The sequence below is a fragment of the Deinococcus radiophilus genome (assembly GCF_020889625.1).
Lineage (GTDB): Bacteria > Deinococcota > Deinococci > Deinococcales > Deinococcaceae > Deinococcus > Deinococcus radiophilus.
On the sequence record NZ_CP086380.1, the window covers coordinates 183,947 to 200,000 of the forward strand.

Genomic DNA, 16,054 nt, shown 5'->3' on the forward strand with positions numbered 1-16,054 from the left:
GCTTTGCAGTTTAGCGGCTGGCTGCCTGTCTCAGGCGCTTTGCTATACTGCCGACCGCCCGCGAGGGCGAGAGTCATGCACCCGTAGCTCAGTCGGATAGAGCGGCCCCCTCCTAAGGGGCAGGCCACAGGTTCGATTCCTGTCGGGTGCACCACAGACAGACAGCATTTAGCCCCCGCCAGTACAAGCGGGGGCTGATCCTTGACACCATAGGCGTCTATATACGGCCCCTCTATACACAAAAAGAAGGCCCCACCCCGCCGCGTTGGCAGCATGGGGCAATTGGTTGATTTGGCCTATGTGGCAGGGTCGGGATGTGGCCCGTGGGTTCCTGGGGCAGCCGCTCAGTCACCAGATCGCCACTTTGCCCCACCCAGACCCGCAGCAGCCCGCCGTACTCCCAGGGGCCACCGGCTTGCCACCTTTTTTGGGAACCAGCAGCACCTGAGCGGGCGTGCTGGGTGGTTGGTCCAGTGGCGTCCCGGTGAGCGTGCCACTCCCCACACCGGAAATCAGCATGCGCCAGGGGAGGGGGTCAGTGGCAGGCCCCTGGCCGCTTGGGCGTTGCAGGTCTGCGCTGTCATCAGGATGCTGACCAGGGTAGACATAAAGGCCGGAGGGACAGCGGGTTGCTGCATGGGGGCTCTTGTTCATCGGGGTGGCCTCATTCCGGGAATCACGAGTGGGTAGACGGTGCCGGACTGCGCGCGCCAGCCGACCCGCCACCATCAGGGGATGCCGGAGTGGGTCAAGGGGTAGCCTCCGTGATGCGCTGAAAGCCTATACGCGGGTACGTCCCGCCGCTGTAGCTCTCCAAGCGCACGTCGGCTAGGGTGACTGGCGTGCACTCGGGGCGCAGGCGGAACGGCAGCGGCACCGCTCACTATGGGTAGAGCCGCCAGAAGGCTAAGTCGGTGCATAGGCCTCCTATTGATGACGTGCTAAGTCGGTAACACTTCAGGGTAGATACCTAGCAATTTGGCTGGGAGTTGCCGATAGCGGATTTTCGGCCATACCGTACGGAGGTAAGCCTTGAGTTGCTCCAGCGTCTCTGGGCAAAAATTGGCGAGTTGGTGGTGTTTGACATAGGCCCACACTCGTTCAATGGGGTTGAGTTCAGGGCTGTACGGTGGCAGGTACGTTAGGCTCAGTCGTTCATGTTGTGATACGAAGGCCGAAACGGCCTTCGCCTTATGGATTTTAGCGTTGTCCACCACAACAGTGATCTTCCCCTTGATGTGTCGCATCAGATGCGTCAAAAATGCGATGAAGCCCATCGCTTTGACCGACCCTTCGTGTGTCTGCTGGAAAAACTGGCCCTTAGACGTAATCCCGCCAATCACGGAGAGCTTTTTCCAATTGGTCTTGGCCAGAATCACTGGGGTCTGACCACGCGTGGCCCAGGTGTTGCCAATCACGGGCTTCATACTGATTCCGACTTCATCGGCCCAGACGATGGTTTCACCATCATCTATCTTTTTTTTCCAGGACTGGAAGCTCTGCTTCCAGCCAAGCGTCGACCTGCTCAGCATTCTGTTCCAACGGGCGTTTTTCTGCTTTCTGCCAGGAAAAGCCCCAGCGTAACAGCAGCTTTCCGACCCAGTCGTGGTCATACCAGACACCATATCTGCATCCAATCTCGTCGCGAATACGTGCGGTAGTCCAGCGCCCGTCTGGAAAACGCTGTGGATCTGGCCCTGCCTCAATCATCGCCATGATTTCAGCCACTTGGTGATCGGTGAGAAAGGAGGGACGTCCAGAGGAGAAAGTAGCTTCAAGGGTATCGCCATGTCGTAAGCGCTGCCGCCAGGTACGAACAGTGCTGGCGCTGACACCAAAACGCTGGGCAATCGTCTTGGAGGACAGGGTCATATCGGAGAGCATCGGAAGAGCGGCGAGTCGCCGCTCTTCCATCTGCTGACGTGTCCATCGGCTGGGCCGCCAAACCTCACTCACGGTTTCAGTCTAACTCTGTCGTGAACTTACCGCGTTATCAATATCTCTCGGCATAAGAGTGGCCCTATGGCGCCGGGGATGGTAGCACCATCAAAAACCCCACTGCGTGGGCGGGGGGGAAAGTGTGAAAATGCGGGTGCGCTTCCCTGAAACCTATTTATTCACATTTTCAGATTCTTCAGCTCTGGGAACGCTTTTCGTCGACTTATTCAGCTATAAGTTCTGAGTGTAGACTTTCTTAGTGCCCGTCTGCTGCTGGGGCTTTGGCACTTTGAGCATAGGCGGGTTACCTCCTGACAACATGAAAAAACCCCGCGCAGCGGGGCCAAGTACCAAACAAGAAGCAGTTGGGTCAGATTACATCGGACAAGGTTTGGTAACACAGGGTTTATACATCGGCTGCAGCTGCCCGGTCGAAGCATCAGCGCCCGCAGCCAGGGCTGTCGTGGTCACGATAAGTAAAGTGGCAAGGATACGGCGGATGGTGTTTTTCACAGTCATTCCCCTTCAGTGAGATTTGCTACTTCGCCATGACAGAAAACTGCGGTCTTAGGGACAGACAGGATCATACTCAGTCAGGACGGGAATACATCCGCCACACCCGCATGCACCTGCATCAGCAGTGCCACTGACACCGAGAATAGAGACAGCCAACAGAGCCACAGCACAGAAACCACGAATCGCTTTCTTCATATCTCTCCCTCCCCTAATTGTTAGGTTAGAGGGAGATTACTCCTACATTTGAAAATCGTCAATCTTCTGGTTGAATAACTTTCCGAATGGTTAAGCCTAATGGTTTTGTCGCGCACGGATGCTATATCAGACATCTCCTAAGAGCCGAATGGCCCATAAGACTCTCTGGCTCTGCTTTTTTGGCAAGCCGGTTGGGCCCTGAACCCGACGTCCTCCGGTTTTGGAGACCGGCGCACGTCCGCTTGAGCTTCCTACCCATGAGCGCTCATCGTGGACGCTTAGCACCGCCACAGGTTTCGAAGCTGTGCCACGTGCAGTGACCGCACGGCGCAGCTGCGGGCCAACGCCTTTGCGCCGGGAGTCAAAGAACAAAGAAGCCGTGCAGCAGGGATCATCGCCGCTGCCCCCCATCACACCGGCAACTGACCGCGCCACCTTCGCCCGTCTCCAGTTTGCAGATACTGGGGCCATGTCTACCCATTCCGCCCGCCTCACCGCCCACCCGGCTCTTACCGAGCGCGGCCTGCTGCCGCTGCGGCTGGGGCAGGGGAGAGACGGCCTGCTGTATGTACCCACCCGGCACCCACTGACCGGCCCGCGCCCCTTGCTGGTGGCCTGCCACGGCGCGGGGAGCGGGGCCAGCCACTCTATCCGCCCCTTTGTAGACGCCGCCGAGGAACACGGCCTCATCCTGCTGGCCTGCGACTCGCGCGGCGGCACCTGGGATGTGATTCGGGGTGGGTACGGTCCGGATGTGGAGTTCATAGACCGGGCGCTGGCGCTGGTGTTCCGCCGCTACACCATTGACCCGGCTCACCTCGCCCTCGACGGCTTTTCGGACGGGGCCAGCTACGCCCTGTCGCTGGGCCTGGGCAACGGCGACCTGTTCAGCCACCTGCTGGGCTTTTCGCCCGGCTTTCTGGCCCCGGCCGCGCAGGTGGGCCAGCCGCGCATCTTCGTGTCACACGGCACCGAGGACCGGGTACTGCCTATAGACCGCTGCGGGCGGGTGATTCGGGAGCAGCTGGAAGGCGCGGGGTATGACCTGCACTACGTAGAGTTTGAAGGCGGGCATACCGTGCCGCCAGAGGTGCAGCGGGAGGCGCTGGCGTGGTGGCTGGGGTAAGTAGTGGGTACTGCTGCATAAAAGTATGCATGTTAGTATGCATTTATGACTTACCAAAATGCCCAACGTGTCACGGCGAGTTTGCCACCCAGCCTCGCCACCTTTCTGGACGAGTACCAGAAACAGACGGGTGTCAGCAAGAGTGAAATCATTGCCCTAGGCCTGAAAGCTTTGCAGGAAAAACTGCTGGCCGAGGAATACGCTGCCTACGCTCAGTCAGGCGAATTTGCCGACCTGGAAACTGGCGACGGCCTGGATGACGAGAGCGACCAATGGCGTTAGGCGTGATTCGCAGAGGCGATATCCACCTCGTCAATTTCAGCCCTGCCAGGGAAAACGAAGCCGATAACATTCGCCCCGCCGTGATTGTGACCAACAACGCCGCCAACGCGCAGAACGTGGTGCTGACGGTTATCCCGCTGACTACCAATACCGAGCGGGTGTATCAGTTTCAGTTGCTGTTGCCCCATGAGCGCAGTGGCCTTGACCACGACAGCAAAGCGCAAGTCGAGCAGATTCGGAGTGTGGCCCTCAGCCGAGTCAGGAAGCGCATAGGCCATGTGCCCGCCGACCTGATGGGTGAACTGGATGCCCGCATTCGCCTGCACTTAGCGCTGTAAAGCAAGCAGGGAACAGCCCGCAGCCACTCCCCGTTCCGCCTATCCCCGCCCCTGCTGCCCCGCCAAAGCAGAGGCTTGGGCAGACGTACATTATAAAGATAAAATTCTGGTAAGGAATTCCCGAGCTTGAGCCTTATCAATTTTATTTGACGGATTAAGAATTATATTGTTGATGATTTTTCCATCGAACTGGGAAACGCCTCTAGAATTCCTGCCTGCCCAATGCCTGAGAGTAATTGTACCTCGTAACAACTCCTCATTAAACATAGTCACAAGACATGTCTTAAGAGAGTTATCAGAATCTATTCCAATGAAATAGAAAAGAAATACGCTCTTATCGCTCGATAAGAAATTAAGAATCTTATCTAAGTTGTATGCTTTTGGATTGGAATTAAGGAGCATAATTTTTGTTTTCACATCTGTTTCTGTATCAAAGCCTTCAAAAGCTTTTGAGTAATCTCCTAACGAATTATCTGTTTTGAATTGGGGTAGATTTGTACCGCCATTTCTGAGCTTATAAATTATGTTTTGTCTCAGAAGATCATCTTCTCCGGCCACTAGATATTCGATTACTCTGCCCCTGATATTTACGTTGTTTATCATGGATGCAATAATGATTTCATTGGTATAATGCCTTACTATATCATCCAATTCTTGCAGCAGCTGCCTGTAATTATCGGAGGCGATAAACTCACTTGCTCTCTTGGGGGCTAGATATATATTTTCTTCACCTTGGGGTGAGGGAACGAACTTCTTACCGCTAGGTGCAATATCGTTGGTTGCTTCTGCTAAACGAATTAGATTCTCTTCAAATGTAGTTTCTGCGTGTATTCTAAACAGATATTCGAAGTTCTCAGGGGAATTGGGTATACCATCGAAATCCTTATATATGTCGCTTCCATTGAAACTGCCTCTAATATTGTTGCTCGTTAAGGTCTGTGAACTATGGCTGATTTTTTTCAGAAAGCTAGTGTTTGCCAAAAAAAGGTAATTTTTTGCAGGAGTTATGAGGCAAACAATAAAGGGCTTGCTATCAAATTTTCTGAGATTGGATAGCGATAGGACTGTGTTGCTAAATGCTGCTGATTTCGAGGAACTAAATCGTATAGCAAAATCTGTGCAGTAGTAAACAGACCTATCCCTCGTTAATGAAAATCTTTCAATCACTTCTTTCTCAAGAATGGATTTGTCACCAATTCCATCTTTAGAAAGGATAAAGTTCACCAAGTTGTCAATTTCACTCATCAAACAACCCCCCCCCTCTTTTCTGTCTTATCTTTTGAATTAAGATTTTTCTGTTCTGCCCCACTATTCCTTTCCCAAAAAACACCATCTGAGTAACCCTGAATTCTTTTGTCGTCTTCGGCGCGGATCAGTCGTGCGGCTGCCATCTTGCAATATTCTTCACTAATTTCAATCCCAAGGTAATTCCGTCCTAGCTTCTTGGCAGTAACGCAAGACGTTCCAGAACCCATAAATGGATCAAAAATCATATCGCCCTTTTTAGAGGATGAAACTATAAGCTTAGCTATCAGCTTTTCAGGTTTTTGCGTAGGATGGTCAGTGTTTTCTGGCATTGACCAGAAGGGGATACTGATGTCCGTCCAAAGGTTCGATGGGTGAGTCAGACGGTATTTGCCTTCTGCCTTTTCGCTCCAATCTTTGGGTTTGCCGTCCCCATCTCTATAAGGCGCAATTACCCTTTTCATTAATTTGACCGCCTCAACATCGAAAAAGTATTTTTTCCCTACTGTACAATACCAAATGTCTTCGGAGCAATTTTTCCAATTATCCTTTGATCCTCTACCCTTTTCCCTTTCCCATGTAATTCTACTTCTAATTTTTAGATATTTTGAAGCAACGCTGTGTATTACATTGGAGGACTGCCAGTCGCAGCAGATATATACAGTCGCATCGGGTTTAAGGAGTCTGATTAGACGTGACAGCCACGAATCTACCCACTCTTTATACGTTTCATCATCAGTCTGTGAGAATTTTTTTCCTGCGTAAACTTTATCCAAGTTGTACGGAGGATCGATAATCATTAAGTCCACGAATGCGTCTGGCAAATTATCCAGACAGTCAAATAAATCCTGGTTAATAATTTTATTCCTCAATACATCTGGCGAAGTTGGACAAGAGAGAGTAATGCTATTCCGTCTGAGGAATTCCGAATCTAAGCCGCTGATGTCAAGTGTTTGATTTCTTGGTGCACGAACTTTTTCCGTCATTTCACCCACTCCTGCAAGCCTTTAACCCCCAACTCCCCAGCGTCCACCGCCGCCTTAATAGCCTTAGCGGTCCACTCAGCAGCCTCCTTTGTCGTCACAATCGCTTTGCCACGCTCCAGCGCCTGCCGCAGCAGCCCGCTCTCGGTGGTGTCAATCAGGAGGTCGGGCAGTTCTTCGCCAGCTTCGCGGCTCACGCCGAGGCCCGCGCTTTCCAGGCCAGCGGCCACCGCGTCCAGCCCTTCGCCCAGCACCACCGCCGAGCCGCTGAGGGGCAGCATGTTCTTGGCGCCAATCTGGGCGCGGTAGTACGCCAGGTACGGGTCGGCGTCTATGCCCATGCTTTCGCCGGTGCTCTTCATCTCCGGCCCCAGGATGGGCGGCACGCCGGCGAACTTCAGGAACGGCAGGTGAACTTCCTTCACCGAGTACATGCCCGGCGTGGGCGTGTCCAGCAGGCCAATCTGCTCCAGCGTCTCGCCGGCGGCGATGCGGGCGGCGTACTTGGCGAGTGGGTGCCCGGTCGCCTTGCTCACGTACGGCACCGTACGGCTGGCGCGGGGGTTGGCTTCCAGAATGTACGGCACGCCGTCCTTGACCGCGTACTGCACGTTCATCAGGCCCCTGACGTCCAGTTCCAGCGCCAGTTTCTCGGTGGTGCGCTTCACCTCATCCAGCAGCTCAGGGCTTAGGCTCACCGGCGGGATGATGCAGGCCGAGTCGCCCGAGTGGACCCCCGCCGCTTCGATGTGTTCCATCACGCCCGCCACCACGGCGCGTTCGCCGTCGCACAGGCAGTCCACGTCCAGCTCCAGCGCGCCTTCCAGGAACTGGTCCAGCAGGATGCTCGGCTGGCCTTCCACGGCGGCGTACACTTCCTTCAGGTAGGTTTTCAGCTCGGACATGGAGCGCACCGTCCGCATGGCGCGGCCCCCCAGCACGTAGGAGGGGCGGGCCATCAGCGGGAAGCCCAGTGCCTCCGCCAGGCGCTCGGCCTGCGTGGGGGTGGCGGCCACCTTGCCCTTCGGCTGCGGAATGCCCAGGCGCTCACACAGCTCGTTGAAGCTGGCGCGGTCCTCGGCCTGGTGGATGGTTTCGGGGCTGGTCCCGATAATGGGTGCGCCCGCGTCGGCCAGCCGTTGCGCCAGCTTCAGCGGTGTCTGTCCGCCCAGCTGCACGATGACTCCTACCGGCTTCTCGTGCTCGATGATGTTCATCACGTCCTCGAAGGTCAGCGGCTCGAAGTACAGGCGGTCGGCGGTGTCGTAGTCGGTGCTGACCGTTTCAGGGTTGGAGTTCACCATGATGGTCTCATAGCCCGCCGCCTGCAGCGCCCACACGGCATGCACGGTCGCGTAGTCGAACTCCACGCCCTGCCCGATGCGGTTGGGGCCCGAGCCCAGAATCACCACCTTGGGCTTTTGGGTGCCGCGCACCTCGTCTTCCCACTCGTAGGTGGAGTAGTGGTACGGCGTGAACGCCTCGAACTCGGCGGCGCAGGTGTCCACCGTCTTGTAGACCGGGGTGGCCTGGGCCTTTTTACGTAGCTCACGGACTTGCGGCTCACTCAGGCCCACGATCTCCCCGATGCGGGCGTCACTGAAGCCCAGCCGCTTGATCTCGCGCCAGTACTCGTATTTCCAAGTAGCAATCGGCCCCAGCTCGCTGATTTCCTTCTCGGCGTCAATAATCTCGCGGAGCTGGTGCAAGAACCACTCGTTGATCCGGGTCGCTTCGTGCAGGGCGCTCACGCTTTCGCCCCGGCGGGTCAGCTCAATCACGGCTTCGATGCGGCGAGGGTTGGGGTAGAGCAGCGCGCGCAACTCGTCCTTGGTCATGACGGCAAATTCACCGCGTACGTCGGCCTCGATGCTCCGCAGCGCCTTTTGCAGCGACTCCTTGAAGGTCCGGCCAATCGCCATCACCTCGCCCACCGAACGCATCTGCGTGCCCAGGTGGTCGGGCGTGCCGGGGAACTTCTCGAAGGCGAAGCGCGGAATCTTGGTCACCACGTAGTCGATGGTGGGTTCGAAGGCGGCGGGCGTCACCTTGGTGATGTCGTTGGGCAGCTCGTCCAGGTGGTAGCCCACCGCCAGCAGCGCGGCGATTTTGGCAATCGGAAAGCCGGTGGCCTTGCTCGCCAGCGCCGAGGAGCGGCTGACGCGGGGGTTCATCTCGATCACGATCACGCGCCCGTCTTCGGGGTTCACGGCGTACTGGATGTTGGAGCCGCCAGTATCCACCCCGATTTCACGGATGATTTTCAGCGACATGTCGCGCAGGTCCTGATACTCCACGTCGCTGAGCGTCTGCGCCGGGGCCACCGTGATGGAGTCGCCGGTATGCACGCCCATCGGGTCGAAGTTCTCGATACTCGTGATGATGACCACCGTGTCGGCGGTGTCGCGCATCACTTCCAGCTCGTATTCCTTCCAGCCCAGGATAGATTCTTCGAGCAGCACGCTGTTCACCGGGCTGTCGCGCAGGCCGCCCTCGGTAATCCGCAGGAAGTCCTCGTAGGTGTGCGCAATGCCGCCGCCGGTGCCGCCGAGCGTAAAGCTGGGGCGGATGACCACCGGCAGGCCCAGTTCCTTCTGGTACTCGGTCGCCTCTTCCATGGAGTGAACCATCTTGCCGCGTGCCGTTTCCACGCCAATTTTCTTCATGGCGGCCTGGAAGGCTTCGCGGTCTTCGCCCTTGTGAATGGCCTCGGCGTTCGCGCCGATCAGCTCCACACCGAACTCTTCCAGCGTGCCGTTCGCATGCAGCTCCATCGCCAGGTTCAGCGCCGTCTGGCCGCCCAGCGTGGGCAAGATGGCGTCGGGGCGTTCCTTCTCAATCACCCGGCGCACGAACTCTGGGGTCAGCGGCTCCAGGTAGGTGGCGTCGGCCAGCTCCGGGTCGGTCATGATGGTCGCCGGGTTGGAGTTCACCAGAACGACGCGGTAGCCCTCTCCGCGCAGCGCCTTGAGCGCCTGGGTGCCGGAATAGTCGAACTCGGCCGCTTGCCCGATTTGAATGGGGCCGCTGCCGAGAATCAGGATGGTCTGGAGGTCAGTTCGCTTAGGCATTCCAGATACGTAGTATGTCACGGATGAAGGAGATACAGAGGCCGGAACCCAGACCCGGGGGTATATGGGGTCTACCAGGCTGCGAAAGAGCTTGTGTCGGTGTCCGGGGGCCGGATTCCGTGCTTGGGCAGGACACCTGCCAGGTGCCGAAAGTCACCCTCGGCCAGTTCGGGGTCAAACTGGGCGTAGAGGTTTCTCCGTGCGAATTCGAAGAGGGCTTCGGTGATCCGGTCAGCTGGCGTATGGCCCTCAGCGAGGACATCACAGCAAGCCCGGTGCCAAGTATCCAGTGCCCCAGCAGCGAAGTAGTCAGGCAGCAGACCAATCAACCTGAGTACCAGGCGTTAGTTGGGGGGTGAACAGAAGCGCGGCAGCCTCTATGGCGTGCACGGTGGCTGTGACGGTCGCCAAGACTCCCATGTTCCGATGATAAGTCGCTGGCCGTTGGGCTGAACGACAAGAGAAAAGCTGGAGCCAGTGCCCCAGCTCCTCACCTCGCCTATTTACGGCTGTCCGTCTTCGCTCTGTTCAGCTCCTTCTGCCATGTGCTCTCCCTCTTCTTCGGTCAGGTTGCCCATACCGGAGTAGCTGCTGCTCATGCCTTCGCCTTCCATTTCGCGCGATTGGGTGTTCTGAGGCTCGGCAGCACTGTTTTCGCCCTGTTCTACATCCTGTCCAACTCGGTCTTTTTCTTGCATGATTTCCTCCAGGTGGTTGGGTCTATTGCCGGTTGTTCTCGGCGATGCGTCTACCTTCGCTGGTTTCATCGTCTACCAGGCTGCTGCCGGGGATGCCCATGGTGGCCGTCTCGCCCGTAGCGTGTTGCCCAGTGGTCAGCTGTTTGGTAGGCAAATCAGTCGGGTGAGCGGTGGCCGGCAGCGGCTTGACGGTCAGACGGTTGCTCAGGCCCAGCACACCGCGCATCCGGCGCACGCGGTTTTGAATACGGCTGATCTGTTCCGGGCTGGGGACCGAGCCGCTCAGGTCCACCTGACCGCCGTGCACCTGCACTTCAATACTGCGGGTGTCTATGCCACGTTCGTCGTGCAACGCAGCATAGATGGCTTCGCGCAGCTGTCCATCGCTGCGGCGGTCCCGGGGATCCAGTTCAGGCGTCAGCTGGCCGTAACCGAAGCGGCCCCCATACTTCGGAGCGTTCTCCTGGGCAGAGTCCAGCGTGGCCGGCGCAATCTGGGCGTCAGTCAGCCGTGCACCGGCAGCGCCATGGCCGCCCATCATGCCAGAGTCACGGTAGTCGTGGGCGTCGCGGTAAGGCTGGTCGGTGGACGCTGAGAGAGACGGGTCAGGGGTTTCCGGTTCGAATCTGGTCATGTTGGCTTACCTCGGCAGATAGGGTTCTGGTTTACACAGATGGGGAAACTTATTACAGCATTCCCAGATTGCCCGGAGATGACCGCGGGTATGGCGCTCCCTTGCCCGTCTTCTCAGATAGCGCAGCCCATTCATGGACAGTTACTTCGGCAGCCCGGTTTCCATGGCCCGGAGTGCCCCGTGGTAGGCCCTCTCCAGTCGGTGCAGGTCGCGTGGATTGGTCAGGGCTTTGTGGGCATCGTGGTACGCCGCCTGCACATGTTCGCGCAGCACCTGCAATGATTCTTCGCTGCGCAGACAGGTCGCGGTAATCTGCAGCACCTTCAATAAATGAAGGGTGACTTCTGGGCTGCTGGAGCCGTACTGCCGCACCATCTCGAACATGGTGTGGGCCACTCCATCAAAATCCACGGTGGGCCGTACCAGTCGCACCTTGTCAGATTCATCCGCGTGGACGCCGCTCGGCCACCAGCGGTCTTGCAGGGCGCAGAGCGCATCTCCGAAGCGGTCCAGAATATCCATGGTGGTCACTGGATCATTGGTGCCGGGACTCAGCGCCCGCGCCGCCACTTCACTCAGCTGCCGGATGGCATATTCCGGGTCCTGATCGGTGATTCGTTCACGGCCCAGGGTCAAATACTCCAGCAGATCGCTAGGCACATGCGGCACACCCACGGCAATCACGGTGTTGGGATAGCAGGTACTGGCCAGGGCGTACAAAGAGTCGCACTGTCACATCGGAGTTGATCGCCGAGGCAATCAGGCCGTCAACGTCCAGCATTTGCAGTTAGCCACCAGCAGAACCCAGCCGCAGGACTTCACCGCCTTCCCAGAAGTCCGTATCAGGACAGGGAATCTCGGCCGGACGCTGGGTCAGGGTGGACCTCTCCAGCGTCCGGTACATGTCTTCACGCAGCAGATTGATGGTCTGGGTCATGTTGATATTGCGGGTGGCGTGGGCCAGGAAATACACCAGGGCAGCCACACAGGCGACGGCCAGGACCAGGGCTGCGGTAACGTTGTCGTGCGGCACAAACGGCGTTTCCTCGCCGCCAGTCACGGCGCGCAGACTATAGAGCGTAAAAGTAAAGGTGCCGATAAAGATGCCTAGCGTGATCTGGTTGCCGCGGTCATGCGTGAAGTGTTCCAGCAGCCGTGGCCCCATGCTGCTGGCTGAAAATGACAGCGCCGCGATGGTGATGGAAAAGATGGTCCCCGCTGTGCCGATGCTGGAGCTGGCGATAGCGCCCAGCACACTGCGTGCGCCCGCCTCGCCGCCGGTGTACACGAAGGCCAGGCCACGCGGCACCCCGAACTGCTCTTCCAGGGTGATGCCCAGCTCGGCCAGCAGCAGGGCGGTGGCTGTCATCAGCGCTGGAATAAACCAGAACTGCTCGGTGAACTCGCGCATCCGGAAGAACAAGCGCTGCATCTGTTCAGACTAGTGCAGCTGGGCGGCAATTTATGCCTGTGCCGCGTGCGTTTCCAGGTTCCCTATCGCTGCTGGATACCCCGCAGGCGGCATGTGCTCCCTACATCGCCGCTCACGTCGGCCTGCCAAAAACATCTAGACTGCCTAGACCATGAAAAGGGTCACATTGATGGCTTCGCTGGCGCTGCTGGCGTCCTTATCCAGCTGTGCTCCGGCGATTACCGTTCCGTCTGGGCAGGGGGGCCAGAACACCATCGCCTTCAGTGCCGACATCGTTTCGATGGCGTCGGCCATTCCGGTGCTAGAGGCGAATGATCAGACCCCGGCCACCCAGCTGGTCGCTCTGCCCACCTGCCGCCCGGTGGCCTATTGGGGCGCAGTTCAGGCTGTCGGCGTCACCGAAGCCACCCGCCAATGCTTGTTGGTGGAACAAAAGGTCAACGGGGTAGGCAACGCCGCTGCAGCCGTCCTCACCATCTGGGCCTTGCCGGTCTTCATTGGGATCTTCTATTTCTTTTACATGCTGCTTCAGAGCTTGGGCGGCGGCTGAGCCTGCCAACGAAGCAGGGAAGGAGCCGATGAGTCTCCTTCCCTGGTTTCTCGCAGCTCCAATCAGCTTTCCAGCGTTGCCTCGTGGACGATCTCCACGTTCCCCTGCATCACACGGCTCATGGGGCACTTCTCGGCGGCTTCCTTGACGTGCGCCTCAAAGTCGGCCTGATCGCTGCCCGTCACCTTGCCACGTACCTTCAGGACCAGGCGGCTGACCTTAAAGCCTGGACCGTCTTTGACCATCTCACAGGTCGCGTCGGTATCCAGGCTTTCGATGGTGTGGCCGTGGTTTGACAGCAGGGCCGAAAGCTGCATGGTGAAGCAACCCGCGTGGGCACTGGCCAGGAGTTCTTCAGGGTTGGTCCCCTGGCCGTTCTCGAAGCGTGTTCCGAACGAGTATTGGGCGCTTTCCAGTACGCCGCTCTCGGTGCTGACGGTGCCCTGTCCGCCTTTGAGGTCGCCTTCCCAGTGGGCCGCTGCTTTTCTTGCAATATCTGCCATAGCCTCAGCCTAGCGGGAGCAATCAACAGTCAGGTCAGCAGCACTTAAGAGCTGGCTTAAGATGCGGTATGGATCTCACGGTGAGGTTGGACGGCACGTTACTCAAGCGGCGTGAAGAGGAGTGGGCGCACTGGCTGGCGCATCCCCAGGACAACCCGCTCGTGCCAGATGCTGATGGACACCTGAGCGCTCACCCTGAGCGGCTGAATCTACAAAATGAGCTGTGTATCTATAGCGCGCTGGAGCCGGAATTCGCTGAAGGGTTGCCGTATTCCGGGATTATCGTGACGCGCCGCCGCTGCGAATCGGTGTTTGATCTGACGCCTGCTGAAGTGGCCGCTACCCATACCCTCTTGGGTCAGGTCAGGGCCCATCTGGCGGCGACCGTGCAGCCGGATGGCTACACCGTAGGCTGGAACGTGTTTCCGGCAGCTGGAGCGCACGTTCCGCAGGTTCACCTACATGTCATTCCACGCTGGAATACCGACGTTTCAGCCGGAGCTGGGCTGCGCTATTTCCTCAAAGTGGCAGCGCAGGCAGCGCGAGCAGATTTATAGTCCCAGTTCAGCCCGTGCCGCTCGGGTCAGGCCCTGAACGACCAGCGCATGACTGCCGCGCACCAGCTCAGTCATGCGCTGGAGCCCAACATCTCTGCTCAGCGTCACGGTGATCCAGTGGCGTTTATTCAGGTGGTGGCCAGGTTGCGCGGCCTGATATTCGCTCCGCAGCCGCGCACCATCTTCGGGGCGAACTTTGACACTTATCTGCAAAGCGTCTGCACTGATATCGGTCAGGGCATACATTTTTCCGCCGACTTTCCAGACCAGCGTGGTCCGATCAAAGGGAAACGTTTCCTATGATCCGGGCAGGGCCGCGCAAAAATCACGCCATTCGCCCACAGTCTCCATGGTGCTGGGCGGGATGGGGGAGAGCGGGTCGGCCATCCGCCATTATCCTTTAGCGCCCACTGCGCTGGTAGACACCGCTTTCCCGGCTCAGCCAGCCGCCATCTACCAGCTCGCGGCGAAGGGTAAAAAAGTCAGGATGATACTGCGACAGTATGGTGTTCACTTCGCGCTCCGGGTAGGTCTGTCCGGGCACGAATAGCCCGGCCAGCTCGGTGAGGATCACGTCGCGCTTGCGCCGCTGAGCCGGAATGCCGGTCAGCTGACCGTGGGGCATAAAGGCCCGCAGAACTTTGTCGCGGTAAGGATCAGTGGGATCGGGCACAGGGGCACGGCCCGTAATTAAATCTTTCAGGGCCGCATCGAGTTGACCGTGCCGCGCCACATGCAGGCGGTGATGGCCGTCCTGATGGGTCTGGATCAGCCCTACTTCTCGCAGGGCACTCAGGTGATGGCTGACGGTGGCCGGGGCCAGGCCGCTTAACTCGCTCAGGCGTTCGCCGCTGAGGGGTGCGTCCCAGATCAGCCGCAGGATAAACAGGCGGGCAGGCTGTCCAAGTGCGCGAAACAGGGCTGCGCGGGCGTGTAACTCAGCGGCCTGCATGGGTGGCCTCTTCTTCCGGCCAGGGGCGTTCTCCATAGGCGTGGAAGTGGGCGGCAGTATAGATCCCTAGGGCCGCTTCCAAGGTATTTAGGCGGGCTTTGGCTGTGTTGGCGTCGGCCATGTCCTGGGCCGTACGCGCCAGACGCAAATCGCGCTCAGCATGATTTATCAAGCGAGTGAGAGTGATCCGGAAGTGCCGGTTCATCTGTACTAGTGGCGCATCAGTGTATTTCATTTCGACTCCTTTCGAAATGAGCTTAGCAAGATTTGATATTGATCGAAATAGGCAGATTGGCTTAGTGGTATACGCCGTTTAGGGCCTAGCAAGATTGTGGGCGAGTACGGCTAAGACGACGCGGAGCTTAAGTGAACCCAGGGTTTTGGTTTGGGCAGAGCGGATTTGAGCTTCCACAAGCGCAGAGAAGACTATTTCAATACGTTTGCGGATTTTGGGATGGCGAGATTCTCGCCATCCCGTGTCATATCTGGTGTTCTTCTTGGGCGGATACACGTAGCCCAGACAGCAATACCCCTTATCGCCAATGATGGTTGGGCCTTCAAACTCTGGCCATCTGAGATTCAGCTCATAGCTGACCGTAACGTCATGGAGGTTGGCAGGTCGGATGACGTACTGAACGATTTGTCCACCTGGTGTGACCCAGGCGTGCAGCTTATATCCGAAGAACTCGCCCTGAGTTCCAAATCCCCATTTCGCGCCTGGGAACTGACAAAGGTGCGTGCGTTTGGGACGGCAAATGGGGAGGGGCATTGAATCAACTACGACTTCAGTGCAGGGCTGAGCTGGGCTTGCAACATGCTCTAGGAGTGGCAACAGTTTGATGCCCCTGGTGTAGGCCTGAGTGTAGGAAGGAAGACCGGGACGGTCTTCCTTGAGGATGTTCCACCAGATGGAAGGAAATGGATGCTTGAAGACGAGACGGGAGAGCAGCAGAGCAACCAGCATGGCATCTGTGACCTTCTGGTGCGGGCAGATTTTCTGGTCGCTGAAATGCTTCTTAGCCCAGAAATAGAGG

Annotated in this window: 19 protein-coding genes, 1 tRNA gene and 1 pseudogene (1 of these 21 only partly in view); 7 read left to right on the top strand and 14 right to left on the bottom strand. The window is 57.8% G+C overall.

Going from position 1 to position 16,054, the window contains the following annotated elements; all coding sequences use genetic code 11:
- Positions 1–77: 77 nt before the first annotated feature.
- Positions 78–154, top strand: a tRNA-Arg gene (locus tag LMT64_RS01025).
- Positions 155–348: 194 nt separating this feature from the next.
- On the opposite strand, the gene LMT64_RS01030 is transcribed toward LMT64_RS01025, so the two are convergent.
- Complete coding sequence (locus LMT64_RS01030; RefSeq protein ID WP_148103238.1) at positions 349–654, bottom strand: hypothetical protein; 306 nt, start codon at positions 652–654, stop codon at positions 349–351.
- A gap of 287 nt (positions 655–941) precedes the next feature.
- A protein-coding gene (locus tag LMT64_RS01035; protein WP_229253457.1) for an IS630 family transposase occupies positions 942–1,914 on the bottom strand; the annotation gives its coding sequence in 2 pieces (ribosomal slippage) (positions 942–1,490 and positions 1,492–1,914; 972 coding nt in all).
- A 1,204-nt stretch (positions 1,915–3,118) separates the two neighbouring features.
- Between LMT64_RS01035 and LMT64_RS01040 the strand changes: the two genes are divergently transcribed.
- Genes LMT64_RS01040 through LMT64_RS01050 form a run of 3 tightly spaced genes read left to right on the top strand, consistent with a single transcriptional unit; the run spans position 3,119 to position 4,395 of the window.
- Positions 3,119–3,775, top strand: coding sequence for an alpha/beta hydrolase (locus LMT64_RS01040; protein WP_126353376.1), 657 nt, complete (start codon positions 3,119–3,121; stop codon positions 3,773–3,775).
- Positions 3,776–3,820: 45 nt separating this feature from the next.
- A complete protein-coding gene (locus LMT64_RS01045; protein ID WP_126353373.1) occupies positions 3,821–4,057 on the top strand; it encodes a ribbon-helix-helix domain-containing protein in 237 nt (78 codons plus the stop codon).
- A gap of 2 nt (positions 4,058–4,059) precedes the next feature.
- A complete protein-coding gene (locus tag LMT64_RS01050) occupies positions 4,060–4,395 on the top strand; it encodes a type II toxin-antitoxin system PemK/MazF family toxin (protein ID WP_211334203.1) in 336 nt (111 codons plus the stop codon).
- Between the two features lie 90 nt (positions 4,396–4,485).
- On the opposite strand, the gene LMT64_RS01055 is transcribed toward LMT64_RS01050, so the two are convergent.
- From LMT64_RS01055 to carB, 3 genes are read right to left on the bottom strand one after another with little or no spacing between them, the layout of a single operon-like run.
- On the bottom strand, positions 4,486–5,640 hold the full coding sequence (locus tag LMT64_RS01055; protein ID WP_126353369.1) for a hypothetical protein: 1,155 nt from the start codon (positions 5,638–5,640) through the stop codon (positions 4,486–4,488).
- Positions 5,640–6,626 carry a DNA-methyltransferase gene (locus LMT64_RS01060; protein WP_126353367.1) on the bottom strand — a complete coding sequence of 329 codons (987 nt, stop codon included), beginning with the start codon at positions 6,624–6,626 and terminating at the stop codon, positions 5,640–5,642. The genes LMT64_RS01055 and LMT64_RS01060 overlap by 1 nt, the downstream gene beginning before the upstream one ends.
- Positions 6,623–9,694, bottom strand: a complete 3,072-nt coding sequence (carB, locus tag LMT64_RS01065; protein WP_126353364.1) for a carbamoyl-phosphate synthase large subunit — start codon at positions 9,692–9,694, stop codon at positions 6,623–6,625. Before carB ends, LMT64_RS01060 begins: the two co-directional genes overlap by 4 nt.
- A gap of 143 nt (positions 9,695–9,837) precedes the next feature.
- Here carB and LMT64_RS01070 point away from each other — a divergent pair, with 143 nt between their 5' ends.
- Positions 9,838–10,053, top strand: coding sequence for a hypothetical protein (locus LMT64_RS01070; RefSeq protein WP_126353362.1), 216 nt, complete (start codon positions 9,838–9,840; stop codon positions 10,051–10,053).
- Positions 10,054–10,197: 144 nt separating this feature from the next.
- On the opposite strand, the gene LMT64_RS01075 is transcribed toward LMT64_RS01070, so the two are convergent.
- The 4 genes from LMT64_RS01075 to LMT64_RS01090 form a co-directional block, all read right to left on the bottom strand.
- The gene (locus tag LMT64_RS01075) at positions 10,198–10,392 is read right to left on the bottom strand and encodes a hypothetical protein (RefSeq protein WP_126353361.1); all 195 of its coding nucleotides are present in this window, start codon (positions 10,390–10,392) and stop codon (positions 10,198–10,200) included.
- 22 nt (positions 10,393–10,414) lie between these two features.
- Complete coding sequence (locus LMT64_RS01080; RefSeq protein ID WP_126353359.1) at positions 10,415–11,026, bottom strand: BON domain-containing protein; 612 nt, start codon at positions 11,024–11,026, stop codon at positions 10,415–10,417.
- Between the two features lie 141 nt (positions 11,027–11,167).
- Positions 11,168–11,746, bottom strand: a complete 579-nt coding sequence (locus LMT64_RS01085) for a DUF2254 family protein (RefSeq protein WP_126353357.1) — start codon at positions 11,744–11,746, stop codon at positions 11,168–11,170.
- A gap of 67 nt (positions 11,747–11,813) precedes the next feature.
- Positions 11,814–12,458 (bottom strand): DUF2254 family protein, encoded by a 645-nt coding sequence (locus LMT64_RS01090; protein ID WP_126353355.1) that lies wholly within the window; start codon positions 12,456–12,458, stop codon positions 11,814–11,816.
- 151 nt (positions 12,459–12,609) lie between these two features.
- Between LMT64_RS01090 and LMT64_RS01095 the strand changes: the two genes are divergently transcribed.
- Positions 12,610–13,008 carry a hypothetical protein gene (locus LMT64_RS01095; RefSeq protein WP_126353353.1) on the top strand — a complete coding sequence of 133 codons (399 nt, stop codon included), beginning with the start codon at positions 12,610–12,612 and terminating at the stop codon, positions 13,006–13,008.
- A 62-nt stretch (positions 13,009–13,070) separates the two neighbouring features.
- Here LMT64_RS01095 and LMT64_RS01100 read toward each other — a convergent pair whose 3' ends face one another.
- Positions 13,071–13,511, bottom strand: a complete 441-nt coding sequence (locus LMT64_RS01100; protein ID WP_126353351.1) for an OsmC family protein — start codon at positions 13,509–13,511, stop codon at positions 13,071–13,073.
- A 68-nt stretch (positions 13,512–13,579) separates the two neighbouring features.
- On the opposite strand from LMT64_RS01100, the gene LMT64_RS01105 reads away from it, so the two are divergent.
- Complete coding sequence (locus LMT64_RS01105; RefSeq protein ID WP_126353349.1) at positions 13,580–14,068, top strand: HIT family protein; 489 nt, start codon at positions 13,580–13,582, stop codon at positions 14,066–14,068.
- Here LMT64_RS01105 and LMT64_RS01110 read toward each other — a convergent pair.
- From LMT64_RS01110 to LMT64_RS01125, 4 genes and pseudogenes are all read right to left on the bottom strand, one after another.
- Positions 14,063–14,353, bottom strand: a pseudogene (locus tag LMT64_RS01110) (MmcQ/YjbR family DNA-binding protein); the annotation flags it as partial. The gene LMT64_RS01105 and the pseudogene LMT64_RS01110 overlap by 6 nt on opposite strands.
- A gap of 115 nt (positions 14,354–14,468) precedes the next feature.
- A complete protein-coding gene (locus LMT64_RS01115; protein WP_170166061.1) occupies positions 14,469–15,020 on the bottom strand; it encodes a DUF2087 domain-containing protein in 552 nt (183 codons plus the stop codon).
- Positions 15,007–15,255: a hypothetical protein gene (locus LMT64_RS01120; RefSeq protein WP_229253261.1), complete on the bottom strand. Its 249-nt coding sequence runs from the start codon at positions 15,253–15,255 to the stop codon at positions 15,007–15,009. The genes LMT64_RS01115 and LMT64_RS01120 overlap by 14 nt, the downstream gene beginning before the upstream one ends.
- Before the next feature lie 78 nt (positions 15,256–15,333).
- Positions 15,334–16,054 carry the 3' portion of an IS982 family transposase gene (locus LMT64_RS01125; protein ID WP_229253262.1) on the bottom strand. 53 nt of this gene lie beyond the right edge of the window, so the window shows 721 of its 774 coding nt (coding positions 54–774); the start codon falls outside the window, past its right edge; the stop codon is at positions 15,334–15,336.

Excerpts from the sequence above, each read along its gene's own strand:
- LMT64_RS01055 (WP_126353369.1), bottom strand. The coding sequence starts at position 5,640 with ATGAGTGAAATTGACAACTTGGTGAACTTTATCCTTTCTAAAGATGGA.
- LMT64_RS01090 (WP_126353355.1), bottom strand. The coding sequence starts at position 12,458 with ATGCAGCGCTTGTTCTTCCGGATGCGCGAGTTCACCGAGCAGTTCTGG.
- LMT64_RS01075 (WP_126353361.1), bottom strand. The coding sequence starts at position 10,392 with ATGCAAGAAAAAGACCGAGTTGGACAGGATGTAGAACAGGGCGAAAAC.
- LMT64_RS01095 (WP_126353353.1), top strand. The coding sequence starts at position 12,610 with ATGAAAAGGGTCACATTGATGGCTTCGCTGGCGCTGCTGGCGTCCTTA.
- LMT64_RS01120 (WP_229253261.1), bottom strand. The coding sequence starts at position 15,255 with ATGAAATACACTGATGCGCCACTAGTACAGATGAACCGGCACTTCCGG.
- LMT64_RS01100 (WP_126353351.1), bottom strand. The coding sequence starts at position 13,511 with ATGGCAGATATTGCAAGAAAAGCAGCGGCCCACTGGGAAGGCGACCTC.
- LMT64_RS01030 (WP_148103238.1), bottom strand. The coding sequence starts at position 654 with ATGAACAAGAGCCCCCATGCAGCAACCCGCTGTCCCTCCGGCCTTTAT.
- LMT64_RS01060 (WP_126353367.1), bottom strand. The coding sequence starts at position 6,626 with ATGACGGAAAAAGTTCGTGCACCAAGAAATCAAACACTTGACATCAGC.
- LMT64_RS01040 (WP_126353376.1), top strand. The coding sequence starts at position 3,119 with ATGTCTACCCATTCCGCCCGCCTCACCGCCCACCCGGCTCTTACCGAG.
- LMT64_RS01045 (WP_126353373.1), top strand. The coding sequence starts at position 3,821 with ATGACTTACCAAAATGCCCAACGTGTCACGGCGAGTTTGCCACCCAGC.
- LMT64_RS01115 (WP_170166061.1), bottom strand. The coding sequence starts at position 15,020 with ATGCAGGCCGCTGAGTTACACGCCCGCGCAGCCCTGTTTCGCGCACTT.
- LMT64_RS01105 (WP_126353349.1), top strand. The coding sequence starts at position 13,580 with ATGGATCTCACGGTGAGGTTGGACGGCACGTTACTCAAGCGGCGTGAA.
- LMT64_RS01080 (WP_126353359.1), bottom strand. The coding sequence starts at position 11,026 with ATGACCAGATTCGAACCGGAAACCCCTGACCCGTCTCTCTCAGCGTCC.
- carB (WP_126353364.1), bottom strand. The coding sequence starts at position 9,694 with ATGCCTAAGCGAACTGACCTCCAGACCATCCTGATTCTCGGCAGCGGC.